Annotated in this window: 13 protein-coding genes; 3 read left to right on the forward strand and 10 right to left on the reverse strand. The window is 63.9% G+C overall.

Going from position 1 to position 12,070, the window contains the following annotated elements; translation table 11 throughout:
* Positions 1-21: 21 nt before the first annotated feature.
* Positions 22-1,260: a hypothetical protein gene (locus NK8_RS09110; RefSeq protein WP_225936151.1), complete on the forward strand. Its 1,239-nt coding sequence runs from the start codon at positions 22-24 to the stop codon at positions 1,258-1,260.
* A gap of 45 nt (positions 1,261-1,305) precedes the next feature.
* On the opposite strand, the gene NK8_RS09115 is transcribed toward NK8_RS09110, so the two are convergent.
* Positions 1,306-1,857 carry a peptidylprolyl isomerase gene (locus NK8_RS09115; RefSeq protein WP_213226124.1) on the reverse strand — a complete coding sequence of 184 codons (552 nt, stop codon included), beginning with the start codon at positions 1,855-1,857 and terminating at the stop codon, positions 1,306-1,308.
* 153 nt (positions 1,858-2,010) lie between these two features.
* Here NK8_RS09115 and NK8_RS09120 point away from each other — a divergent pair, with 153 nt between their 5' ends.
* Positions 2,011-3,129 (forward strand): cupin domain-containing protein, encoded by a 1,119-nt coding sequence (locus NK8_RS09120; protein ID WP_225936152.1) that lies wholly within the window; start codon positions 2,011-2,013, stop codon positions 3,127-3,129.
* Between the two features lie 269 nt (positions 3,130-3,398).
* Complete coding sequence (locus tag NK8_RS42740) at positions 3,399-3,653, forward strand: hypothetical protein (protein WP_074168913.1); 255 nt, start codon at positions 3,399-3,401, stop codon at positions 3,651-3,653.
* A gap of 139 nt (positions 3,654-3,792) precedes the next feature.
* Here the strand turns inward: NK8_RS42740 and NK8_RS09130 are convergent, their stop codons facing one another.
* From NK8_RS09130 to NK8_RS09170, 9 genes are all read right to left on the reverse strand, one after another.
* Positions 3,793-4,566 (reverse strand): MBL fold metallo-hydrolase, encoded by a 774-nt coding sequence (locus tag NK8_RS09130; protein ID WP_213226126.1) that lies wholly within the window; start codon positions 4,564-4,566, stop codon positions 3,793-3,795.
* An 18-nt stretch (positions 4,567-4,584) separates the two neighbouring features.
* Positions 4,585-5,727 carry an outer membrane protein assembly factor BamC gene (gene bamC, locus NK8_RS09135; protein WP_162065917.1) on the reverse strand — a complete coding sequence of 381 codons (1,143 nt, stop codon included), beginning with the start codon at positions 5,725-5,727 and terminating at the stop codon, positions 4,585-4,587.
* 184 nt (positions 5,728-5,911) lie between these two features.
* Positions 5,912-6,817 carry a 4-hydroxy-tetrahydrodipicolinate synthase gene (gene dapA, locus NK8_RS09140; RefSeq protein WP_162065918.1) on the reverse strand — a complete coding sequence of 302 codons (906 nt, stop codon included), beginning with the start codon at positions 6,815-6,817 and terminating at the stop codon, positions 5,912-5,914.
* A 63-nt stretch (positions 6,818-6,880) separates the two neighbouring features.
* Positions 6,881-7,465: a bifunctional 2-polyprenyl-6-hydroxyphenol methylase/3-demethylubiquinol 3-O-methyltransferase UbiG gene (locus NK8_RS09145; RefSeq protein WP_213226127.1), complete on the reverse strand. Its 585-nt coding sequence runs from the start codon at positions 7,463-7,465 to the stop codon at positions 6,881-6,883.
* The gene (locus NK8_RS09150) at positions 7,465-8,667 is read right to left on the reverse strand and encodes a tryptophan--tRNA ligase (protein ID WP_162065920.1); all 1,203 of its coding nucleotides are present in this window, start codon (positions 8,665-8,667) and stop codon (positions 7,465-7,467) included. Before NK8_RS09150 ends, NK8_RS09145 begins: the two co-directional genes overlap by 1 nt.
* Before the next feature lie 4 nt (positions 8,668-8,671).
* Positions 8,672-9,337 carry a site-2 protease family protein gene (locus NK8_RS09155; protein WP_061177269.1) on the reverse strand — a complete coding sequence of 222 codons (666 nt, stop codon included), beginning with the start codon at positions 9,335-9,337 and terminating at the stop codon, positions 8,672-8,674.
* A 145-nt stretch (positions 9,338-9,482) separates the two neighbouring features.
* The gene (locus NK8_RS09160) at positions 9,483-10,112 is read right to left on the reverse strand and encodes an L-threonylcarbamoyladenylate synthase (protein WP_162065921.1); all 630 of its coding nucleotides are present in this window, start codon (positions 10,110-10,112) and stop codon (positions 9,483-9,485) included.
* 149 nt (positions 10,113-10,261) lie between these two features.
* On the reverse strand, positions 10,262-11,092 hold the full coding sequence (locus NK8_RS09165; protein ID WP_162066833.1) for a 3',5'-nucleoside bisphosphate phosphatase: 831 nt from the start codon (positions 11,090-11,092) through the stop codon (positions 10,262-10,264).
* Between the two features lie 82 nt (positions 11,093-11,174).
* Positions 11,175-12,059: an alpha/beta fold hydrolase gene (locus NK8_RS09170; RefSeq protein ID WP_213226128.1), complete on the reverse strand. Its 885-nt coding sequence runs from the start codon at positions 12,057-12,059 to the stop codon at positions 11,175-11,177.
* Positions 12,060-12,070 lie beyond the last annotated feature (11 nt).

Here is a 12,070-nt window from a genome sequence, read left to right on the forward strand (position 1 = left end):
ATCGCGCTCGGGTGCATCGCCATGTCACAGGCGCATGCCGAAGGCAGCGCGCCGCTCGGCTTCGCCGTCATCTCCGACGCCCTCACCCGTCCCGCCGACGAAGCCCCGGTGCGCCGCATGCTCGACGCGATCGGACGTGACGGCAGCATCGCGTTCATCGTCTACGACGGCAATCTGAAGGGCGGCGCGGAGCCGTGCCGGGACGGCATCTATCAGGCGCGGCATGATCTGCTGGACGCGTCGCGCACGCCGCTCGTGCTGCTGCTCGGTCAGCACGACTGGGCCGATTGCGGCCTCGCGCACGCGGGCGCTTACGACCCGGTGGAACGGCTCGATTTCGTCCGCCAGCTCTTCTTCGCGGATGCCGGTTCGCTCGGACAAAGCCCGCTCAACCTTGCGCGCGAAAGCGATGTCGCGCGCTTTCGCACGTTCCGGGAAATCGTGCGCTGGCAGGCGCAAGGCATCGCGTTCATCGGTCTGAACGTGCCGAGCCCGAACAATCACTATCTGACGGCCGGTGGGCGCAACGGCGAGTTCGAAGACCGTACCGTCGCGACGACCTTCTGGATCGAGCACGCGGCGGAATCGGCGCGGCGCAGCGAGATGCGCGCGCTCGTCGTCATTCTGCAAGGCGATCCGGATTTTGCGCGCTACGAACGGCGCGAGCGCTTCGGCTGGCTGCGCTTCTCGCGCTCGAACCAGCCGCGCGACGGCTTCCTCGAACTCAAGCGCAGCCTCGCGAAGGCGGCGGACATCTTTCGCGGGCCGGTCATCGTGATTCACGGCACCGATACGCCCGAGCCCAACGGCTTTCATATCGATCAACCTTTGCGCAATGACAAGGGTTTGATCGTCACCAATCTCACGCGCGTCGCGGTGGCGTTCAAGAAGCCGCAAACGCAATGGCTCGAAGTGCAGAGCGATGCGCAATGGCATCCGCCGTTCAGGCTGCGCGTGCGCGATGTGAAGGAGGGGCGCACGCGCGATTCGGCCGCGTCGACGCCCGAAGCGCCCGCGCAATCGAGCACGCCTTATGCGCCCTATCCGGCGCCCTATCCGGCGCCCAATCCCGCGACGCAACCCACGCTGCCCGCGTCGATGCCGCCGCCGGAGTCGCTGCCCGCGCCGCCCTCGATGCCGCTGCCCGCCTCCGACCTTCCGCCGATCCTCACGCCGCCGCCGCCGCCGCAATCGCAATCGCTGCCGCCGATCTATTCCGTGCCCGCATCGGGCGTACGCAACGACACGAGCGGGCAATAAAAAACGCAGCCGAAGCTGCGTTTTTCAGTAAGCCGATACGCTCGATCAATGCAGCGTCGGACCTGCATCCTTGCGCGGTTCGTCGTCATCATCGTCATCGTCTTCATCGACGACCTGCAGGCCGTCCGCGCCATGCGCGTGCTGATGTTCGATCTCGTCGTCGGTCGCAGTACGCACTTCCTGCACCGACAGCGAGAAGCGCAGCGCCATGCCCGCGAGCGGATGATTGCCGTCGAGCACGACCTTGTCCTCGGCGACATCGGTCACGGTGTAGATGAGCGAGTCGATGTCGTCATCGCCGTCTTCCGGCGTGCCCTCGAACTGCATGCCGACTTCCAGCGGCTCCGGAAAGCGGCTGCGCTCCTCGATCTTCACGAGTTCGGGATCGTACTCGCCGAACGCGTCTTGCGGTTCGAGCTGAATGAGCGTTTCATATCCGGCCTCGTGACCGTCGAGCGCTTCCTCGATCTTGGGGAACGTGCCATCATAGCCGCCGTGCAGATAGACCATCGGCTCGTCGCTCTCCTCGATCAGATTGCCTTGCGCATCCGATAGCTTGTAAGCGACCGAAACGACAGTGTCTTTCGCAATTTTCATTGGATCCTCCAAGATACAAGCCTCGATTATACGATGCCCAAGCGGCCCCAAGACGCAACACCAATCCCTGTTTCCGGCCCTCCCGAGCATGCTCGCGCGGCTTTGCCGGATGAACCCACACCCTTGTTGGGCAACCGCACGCCGCGACAGTTCATGCGGCGTTACTGGCAGAAAAAGCCGCTCCTGATCCGGCAGGCCATCCCCGATATCGCGGCGCCGCTCGCGCGCGACGAACTCTTCGAACTCGCCGATCTCGACGACGTCGAGTCCCGTCTCATCACCCATTTTCGCAAGACGTGGAATCTGGAGCACGGCCCGTTCGCGCCCGACGAATTGCCTTCAGTGAAGAAACGCGAATGGACGCTGCTCGTGCAGGGCGCGAACCTGCACGACGATCGCGCGCACGCGCTGATGAACCGCTTTCGCTTCATTCCGGACGCGCGCCTCGACGACCTGATGATCTCGTATGCGACCGACGGCGGCGGTGTCGGACCGCACTTCGACTCTTATGACGTGTTTCTGCTTCAGGTTCATGGGAAGCGCCGCTGGCGTATCGGCGCGCAGCGCGATCTTTCGCTAAAACCCGGACTGCCGTTGAAAGTTTTACAGCACTTCGAGCCGGAAGAAGAATGGCTGCTGGAGCCGGGCGACATGCTGTATCTGCCGCCGCACATCGCGCATGACGGCATCGCGGAAGGCGAGTGCATGACCGCATCGATCGGCTTTCGCGCGCCCTCCACGCACGAGCTCACGGCGCAGTTCCTCTATCATCTCGCCGAGCGCAGAGACGATGCATCGGAAGGCACCCGTTCCCACACGCGGTATCGCGATCCGGCGCAGGAACCGGTGGCAAATCCGGCGGCGTTGCCCGCACTGCTCGTCGAGCGGGTTGGCGCGATCCTTGCGAACGTCAACTGGACTGAAAAGGATATCGCGGCGTTTCTAGGCACTTATTTGAGCGAGCCAAAAGCCAACGTCGTATTCGACTCGCCGGAGCGCGCGCTCAATGAGCAAAAATTTGTAGAGCGAGCGAGAAAAACGGGCGTAAGGCTGGATAGAAAGACTGTTTTGCTCTACAACGCAAGGTCATTTTTCATAAATGGCGAAGAGCAGGCGTTGTCTTCGAAGCTGAAAAAGTGGCTCCCTGAATTGGCCGATACTCGGCATCTGGAGGCGAAACGCTTTGTAACACTTACAGACGATTCGTCAATGACAGCGCTGCTACACGAATGGTATCGTGCGGGCTGGCTTCGGATGGGTGCTTTGCCTTGACTGGCTTGACTTCACGAGACTTCCTGACACGCTGCGGAATACTGGTATTTTGCTGTTCCGCAATATGAAAGTTTGTATGAGAAAGACAACGTATCGTCCCCTGATTTATCGACGGTCGTTACGAAAGTGCCTATAATTTCCGGCCAAGCCGTAGGAAGTCTCACACAAAAAAGAATTGTGAGTCTCCACAGCGGCCCAGGTCGGTGTTGGAGCACACATTACCGGTACTTTGCGCTGTTGCTTACCTTTAACCATAAAAGGACGTGATCATGAAGAAATCCCTCCTCGTAGCATCCCTGTTGGCTGCTGTTGCTCTGGCTGCATGCAACAAGTCTAGCGAAACGGCTGCTCCGAGCGCTGCAAGCGATACGTCGGCTGCTTCGGCTCCGGCTGCTGCTGCTTCGGACGCAAACGCTGCTGCATCGAGCGCTTCGGCCGCTGCAAGCGACGCAGCTTCGGCTGCTGGCGCAGCTTCGGACGCTGCCGCTTCGGCTGCTGCTCCGGCATCGGGCGCAAGCCAGTAAGGCTTGTCGGCGCTTCGGCGCCAAGGCATGCGCCGCTCGATGCGGCCTGCCGACGAAAAAACCGGCTCTTGGGCCGGTTTTTTCTTATCTGCTTTCTGCGCTGCTTTCTGCGTTTTTCTATCGCGCCATGTGCGCGTATTCAGAGCGCCAGCCAGTCGAAGCCTTCCGCCTGCGTCGCGACCACCACATCGACTGCCGACGCGCCCAGCGCCGCCGCAAGCGCCGCCTGCGCCAGATGCGGCAGATTGTTTTGCTGACTGAGATGAGCGGCCACGAGATGACGCAGCCTGGAACGATCGAGCGATGCGAGTATGGCCGCCGCCGCTTCGTTATTCAGGTGTCCATGAGTCCCGCCGATGCGCGCCTTCAGCGAGGGCGGATAGCGGCTCGCGGCAAGCATGCCGACATCGTGATTGGATTCGAGCACGAGCGCGTCACAGCCGCTCAGGACGCTCGTGATATGCGGCGTCGACACACCCACATCAGTCAGCACGCCGAGGCGGCAGGCGCCGTCTGAAAAGACGTATTGCAGCGGCTCGCGGGCATCGTGAGGCACGGTGTACGGCAGCACGCTCAGATCGCCGATGGCCACACTCTCATCGCCCCACAGCACGTGCAGGTCGACATCGGCTTCGTCGGCGCCGATCGCGCGCGCGGTGCCCCAGCTCATGTGCAGTGGAATGGACCATCGGCGCGCGAGCGTCAGCGCGCTGCCGATATGGTCCGTGTGCTCGTGCGTGATGACGATCGCGTCGAGGTCCTCGGCGCGGCAGTTCAGACGCGCGAGACGACGCTCGACTTCCTTGCCGGAAAATCCGCAATCGAGCAGCACGCGCGTCGTCGTCGTGCCGCTCGATGCCTCGACGAGCAATGCATTGCCCTCGCTGCCGCTGCCGAGACTGGCGAATTTCACAATGTCTTCAGAAGTCGTTTAGTTCAACTGCGCGTGCAGCAATGAAACGATGCGCTGCGCATCGGACGAGGTATCCGGCTGCCCGTTCGCATCGACGACGCCGACTTGCGTGACCGCGTCCGCCTTCGGCCGCACGTTGACGAGGAACTGACGCGTCGGCTTCGGCGTATTGCCCGAGAAGAACTTGCCGAACAGTCCGTCCTTCTTCAGCTCCGCCATGGAGTCCGAATAATGGACGTAGTAAATGCCCTTGTCGCGATCGCGATTGTCGACCGTGAAGTTGGTGCGATCGAGCGCGAGGCCCACGCGCAGCCATGCGCGATCGAACGGTTCGGCCAGATCGAGTGTGGAACCGCCCGCGCTCTGGTCCACCGCCACCTTCGCGCCCGAAGGACGCGCCTGAGCCATCAGCTGCTGCGACTGCTTTTCGGTCAGGCCGAACTTCTGCATCAGCTTCGTGAGTACCGCGGCTTCGAGCTGCGGATTGCGCGGACGCGCTTCCCAGCGCGACGAAGTCTTGTCCTGCCCCGTCAGCACTTCTTCCATCGCGCTGTGCGTGACCGAGATATCCGTCGAGCCGTCCGACGCGCGGTCGACCTGCGTACGGAACATGTCGCGCGTACCCGACGAATACGCGAAGTCGAGCAGCTTGCCCACGCTGTTGCGGAACCAGTCGTTGGGAATGTTCGCGCGGTTCTCAGCCCAGTCGGTCGCCATGATGCCGGTCTGCGGCGCGTCGGTTTTGAGCGTGAAGCCGTTCTCTTCCCAGAACTCCTTCAGCGGTCCCCAGATCTGATCGGGCGAGCGGCCATCGACGACGAGCCAGCGGCGGTCGCCATCGCTCTCGACGTGCATGCCGAACGGATCCTGCGCGTTCGGCACGCCGAGCGTCGCGTTGCCGGCCGGCGTGACCGCGCGTTCCGCGGCGCCGCCCAGCGCGTTGATCTTAGGCGGCGCGGCATAGCGCTGGCTGATGTCGGCCGTGCTCAGATCCGACGGAACGTTGAGCGACGGTGCGGTTTCAGCAGCCTTGTAGTTGACGCGATCCGGCGCGAGCCAGTCGTTGAGCGTGTCGCAACCTGCGAGCGCGAAGATCGCGCCGGCGCCGAGCGACAGCATGCTCAGGCGTTTGGCGTGAGTAAGAAGAGCGGAACGTTTCATGAGGTCCTTCTTTGCTGCTGATGACGCATTGCCTCGCGCCGATGCCGCTCTAGCCGAGCGGATCATCGACGCAGATGTCGAGGCGAATGAGCGGCGGTTGATGACTGAACGTGAGCTTCATTCCGTTCACTTGCGGCGGCGCGGACTTTCGATTCTTTGTGACTTGCCGTGCCGCCACGGGTGATCAGGCGAGCAGCCCGGACTCGCGCAACGCATCACGCACGACGTCGTGATAGCGCGCGTCGAGCGGCGTGAGCGGCAGGCGGATGCCGCCTTCCATGCGGCCGAGCGCCTGCAGCGCCCATTTGGCCGGAATCGGATTCGATTCGCAGAAGAGTTGCTTGTGCAGCGACAGAAGCTTCAGATGGATGCGGCGCGCGGTGATCGCATCGCCTTCGATCGCGGCGCGGCAGAGCTGGCTCATTTCCTTCGGCGCGACGTTGGCCGTCACCGAAATGTTGCCGTGGCCGCCTAGCAGCATCAGCGCGATGGCCGTGGGATCGTCGCCGCTGAAGATTGCAAAGTTCGCTGGCGCGTGCTTGATCAGATGCGCCGCGCGATCGATGTTGCCCGTCGCTTCCTTCACGCCGATGATGCCCGGCACGTCCGCGAGACGCAGGATGGTCTCGTTGCTCATGTCGGCGACGGTGCGGCCCGGCACGTTGTACAGGATCACCGGCAGATCGACCGCTTCCGCGATGGTGCGGAAATGGCGGTACATGCCTTCTTGCGTCGGCTTGTTGTAATACGGGACGACTTGCAGCGTGGCGTCGGCGCCGACCTTCTTCGCGTGCTTCGAGAGCTCGATGGCCTCGGCCGTCGAATTGCCGCCCGCGCCCGCGATGATCGGGAAGCGCTTGGCGGCGTGCTCCACCGCCGTCTGGATCATCAGGATATGTTCTTCGACCGACAGAGTGGCCGATTCGCCGCTCGTGCCGACCACGACGAGACCGTTCGATCCTTGCTCGACGTGCCAGTCGATCAGTTTTCGAAACGCCGGCAGATCAAGACTACCGTCCTCGTGCATCGGTGTGACGATGGCAGGGATGCTGCCGCGGATCTGGATGCCGCCGTGTGTTCCGTTTGTCATGAAACTCTATGAATTTAATCGTGAATTTAATCGCAAAAAGCGATATTACGCGATTGTAGCGGATTAGCCGGTCAGCGCGTAACGTGGCGGACGCGGCGGTGTGTTACTAATCGTGAGCGGGTTTTCCGCTGACTGCGGTTCGCGAATCGCGCAAATCCGCTGCACGTAGGCAGGACGCGGGTCGTCGACGAATCCGTCTTCGAAGGCGATCACGCGCAGCCGCCCGCGCACCGCGTCCAGCAGTTCGCCCGGTTCTAGCAGAAACGCCGGATTCGACGGCTTGCCGATACTGCCGTTACCCGCCGCGAACGTCTCGTAGATCAGCACGCCGCCGGGCGCGAGCGCGTCGATCAAGTGCCCGAACAGCGGCCGATGCAGATAGTTGGTCACGACGACCGCATCGAACGTCCGGTCGCCCGGAAGCGGCCAGGGCGCGCCTTCGATATCGGCACTGAGCGTATCGATGCCCGCGATCGACGACATCGACGCCAGCGCCTCGGCGTCGCGATCCACGGCCAGCACGGCAAACCCGCGCGCCGCGAGCCAGCGCGCGTGCCGCCCGCGACCCGACGCGACATCGAGCACCGCACCGCCGGGCGCGGCGAGATGCGCCCAGCGTGCGACCCACGGGCTCGGCGCGCTTTCCATCAGTTGTAAGACAGGCCCATGGCCTCGCGCACGTCGCGCATGGTCTCGGTGGCGAACTTGCGCGCCTTGTCGCAGCCGTCCGCGACGATCGCGCGCAACAGCGACGGATCGTCCATGTACTTCTGCGCGCGTTCCAGCATGGGCTGCTGCTCGCGCAGGATGCCCTCGATCACCGGTTGCTTGCACTCCAGACAGCCGATGCCCGCGCTGCGGCAGCCCTTCTGGACCCATTCGTGGGTCTTTTCGTCGGTGTAGACCTGATGCAGTTGCCAGACCGGGCACTTGTCCGGATCGCCCGGATCGGTGCGGCGCACGCGCGCCGGGTCGGTCGGCATCTTGCGGACCTTCTGCTCGATAGTCGCGGCGTCCTCGCGCAGGCCGATGGTGTTGCCGTAGGACTTCGACATCTTCTGCCCGTCGAGGCCCGGCATGCGCGACGCTTCGGTCAGCAGCACCTGCGGCTCGACGAGGATGAGCTTGCGCGCTCCTTCGAGGTAGCCGAACAGCCGCTCGCGATCGTTCATCGACAGGCTTTGCGACTCCTGCAACATCGCGCGCGCCTGTTCAAGGGCTTCGTCGTCGCCTTCTTGCTGATACGCGACGCGCAGCTCGTGATACAGCTTGGCGCGCTTGCCGCCGAGTTTCTTAGCCGCATCGAGCGCCTTTTCCTCGAAATCCGCTTCCTTGCCGTACAGATAGTTGAAGCGGCGCGCGATCTCGCGCGTCATCTCGACGTGCGGCACCTGATCCTCGCCGACCGGCACGAGCGACGCGCGGTACAACAGAATGTCTGCCGCCATCAGCACCGGATAGCCGAGAAATCCGTAGGTCGACAGATCCTTCTCGCGCAGCTTCTCGATCTGCTCCTTGTAGGTCGGCACGCGTTCGAGCCAGCCGAGCGGTGTGCCCATGCCGAGCAGCAGCGAAAGCTCGGCGTGCTCGGGCACGCGGCTCTGGATGAAGAGCGTCGCCTGCGCCGGATCGATACCCGATGCCAGCCAGTCGATCAGCACTTCCCAGACGTTTTTCTCGATGACCTCGGGCGTCTCGTAGTGCGTCGTGAGCGCGTGCCAGTCCACCACTGCGAAGAAGCACGGATATTCGGACTGCAACCGCACCCAGTTTTTCAGCACGCCGTGGTAGTGGCCGAGGTGCAGCGACCCGGTGGGCCGCATGCCGGAGAAGATACGGTCAGGGAACATGATCTTATGGGAATAGTGAAGCGAGGGGATTCAGAATAGCCGACACCGCCGTATAGCCGACATTCACGAGCGGCCCGAGCCAGAAGCGCGTCAGCACGCCGGTCACGACGAGCGCCATGACGATGAAGAAGCCGTAAGGTTCGAGCTTCGAAAACGCGATCGACGCGCGCACCGGCAACAGCGCCATGACGACGCGGCCGCCGTCGAGCGGCGGCAAGGGAAAGAGATTCAGCACGCCGAGCACCAGATTCACGCCGACGCCCGCCGCCGCCATGCGCGTGAAAAACGGCTCGTCGACATGAAAGGCTGCGAGCAGCACCGCGATCACGCCCCAGACGATCGCCTGCACGAAGTTGCTGCCGGGGCCCGCCGCGGCGACCCAGAGACTGCCCCAGCGCGGATTGCGCAGATTGCCGAAGGCCACCGGCACGGGCTTCGCGTAGCCGAACATGAAGGCGCCGCTCGTCACGAAGTAAAGGACGATCGGAATCACGATCGTGCCGATCGGATCGATGTGGCGCATCGGATTCATGGAAACGCGGCCCAGCACGTAGGCCGTGTTGTCACCGAGCAGTCGCGCGGCGTAGCCATGCGCGGCCTCGTGCAGCGTGATCGCGAAGATCACCGGGAGCGCGTAGACCGCGATGGTTTGTATCAGGGAGGAGTCCATGGGGCGGTATTGTATCAAGCGGGCAAGTCGAATCAGACGCGCGCGACGGCGCCGGGCGCGCACTATTTCGCCCATCATGTGCGATAACACTTAGTCGGGGCTTACGCCCGTGTGCGTCAGTGCACGGCGCGCGTGTGAACAGACACTACGCCGTGAGCCCGAACGGTTCGAGACTGCCTCTCCCCGCGCGCACGAGCACTGGCTCCCCCGATGAAAGGTCGATCACCGTCGACGGCTCCGCCGGACACGCGCCGGCATCGATCACGAGTTCGACCTGCTTTTCCAGCCGCTCGCGGATTTCCTCGGCGTCGTTGAGCGGCTCGGTGTCGGGCGGCAGGATCAGCGTCGAGGCGAGCAGCGGCTCGCCGAGCGCCTCCAGCAACGCAAGCGTGATCGCGTGATCCGGCACGCGCAGGCCGATCGTCTTGCGCGACGGGTGCGAAAGCCGGCGCGGCACTTCCTTGGTCGCCTGCAGCACGAACACGTAAGGCCCCGGCGTCACCGACTTGATCAGCCGGTACTGCTGGTTGTCGACCATCGCGAAATTGGACAGCTCGGAAAGATCGCGCACGAGCAGCGACAGCAGTTGCTTGTCGTCGATACCGCGAACACGCCGCAATCGCTCGACGGCGTCCTTGTCGTCGAGATGGCAGGCGAGCGCGTAGCTCGAATCCGTCGGCAACGCGACGAGACCGCCGTCCTTGATGATCTGCACGGCCTGATTGATGAGCCGTGGCTGCGGATTGTCGGGGTGAATGCGAAAAAATTGTGACATGGCGACGCCTTATTGTTTCGATCGTTATCGCGAAGGCCGGGCGCGGCGCGGATCACGCGCGAGCGCGCCCGACGCGATGTGCGTGCGGAAAATCACCGGTGATGCAAAGACCGTGCGCGCGAGGAAGAAATACGCGCGCCGAAGGAGCGCTACAGCCAGCGCTCCCAGACGGGCGTGAGATCGTCGGGCAACGGCGGAAGCCGGCCGAGATCGACACGCCCTTCGCCCGCGTCGTGGAAGTCCGAGCCGCGCGACGCCTCGAAGCCGTAACGGCGCGCGACATCCGCATACTCGCGGTATTGATCGGGCGTGTGGCTGCCCGTCACGACTTCGATGGCGCGGCCGCCGAGCTGGATGAACTCGTCGAAGAGCGCGGCGAATTCGACCGGCGTGTAATCGTAGCGACCCGGATGCGCGATGATCGGCTCGCCCCCCGCATCCTTGATCCATTTCACGGCGTCCGCGAGCTTCGCCCAGCGATGCCCGACGAAACCGGGCTTGCCGTCGCCGAGATAGCGCGAGAACACATCCGAGGTGGACTGCGCGTAACCCGCCTCCACGAGATACCGCGCGAAGTGGGTGCGCGAAATCATGTCGGGGTCGTCGGTGAAGCGCAGCGCGTTCTTGTAGCAATCCGGAATGCCGATCGCCGCGAGCGCCTCGCCGATCGCCACGCCGCGCGCCGCGCGCCCGTCGCGGGTGCATTCCAGCCCCTTGAGCAGCGCTTCGTTGTTCGGATCGACGTTCATGCCGACGATATGCACCGTGCGCGACGCCCACGTCACTGAAATCTCGACGCCCGGCAGATAGCGCATGCCGAGCGCCTCGGCGGCCTCACGCGCTTCCTCTTGCCCGCCCAGCTGATCGTGATCCGTGAGCGACCATAGCGTCACGCCGTTCGCGTGCGCGCGCGCCGCGACCTCGGCGGGCGCGAACCGGCCATCGGAAACGGTGGAATGGCAATGCAGATCGGCGTTCATCATCGGCTCTTGGATATCACTCACATTCTAACTGTAACGGCATGACACGCCAGTTATGTAGTTCCTTCGTACTGCGCGCCGCTCACGCGCAGAATGATTCGATCAGCGCCGCGACACGCTCCGGCTGGTCGTGATGGATCATGTGACCGGCGCCATCGACGATTTCCTCACGCCAGTCGGGAAAGACGGCGAAACGCGTCTTGAACTCGGCGACCGGCGTCTGGCCCGCGAAGGTCGCGAGCGTCGGCGAGTCCTTCGCCTCGACGTGCAGCACCGGCGCCGTGACGCGCGCCCACGCCGCGCTGACTTCATCCAGCCGGTACAAGGTCGGACCGCGCAACTTGTGGGCCGGATCGGCGAGCAGATGAAAGCGCCCGTCGGCTTCCTCGCGCGACCAGTGCTGCGCGAGGAAACGCGCGCGGGCGAGCGGCAGACGCGGATTCGTGCGAATCAGCCGGTCGGCCACTTCGTCGAGGCTCGCGTAGCTGCGCAGTTCGGGCGGCACGCGCAGATCGTCGAGCCATTGGCCGATGCGCCCCGGCGACTGCGATGCGCGCGCCGCCGGCAATCCGAAGCCTTCCAGATCGACCACGCGCCGCACGCGCTCGGGCCGCACGCCCGCGTACAGCAAGGCGACGTTCGCGCCCATGCTGTGACCGACGAGATTCACCTGCGCGCCGGGCGCGTAGTGGTCGAGCAGCACGTCGAGATCGGCGAGATAGTCCGGAAAGTAGTAATGGCCGCCGCCTTTCTCCGCGACCGGCCAGTCCGATAGTCCGAAGCCGCGGGCGTCGGGCGCGAGCACTTGCCAGCCGCCAGCCAGCGCATCGACGACGAACTGGAACGACGCGGATACGTCCATCCAGCCGTGCAGCATGAAGAGCATCGGGGCGTCGGGCGCGCCCCAGTGGCGCACATGCAGCCGCACGCCGCGCGCATCGACGAATTCGGAGCGCGATTCAGTCATGTGTGGCCTCG

The sequence above is a fragment of the Caballeronia sp. NK8 genome, from assembly GCF_018408855.1.
Lineage (GTDB): Bacteria > Pseudomonadota > Gammaproteobacteria > Burkholderiales > Burkholderiaceae > Caballeronia.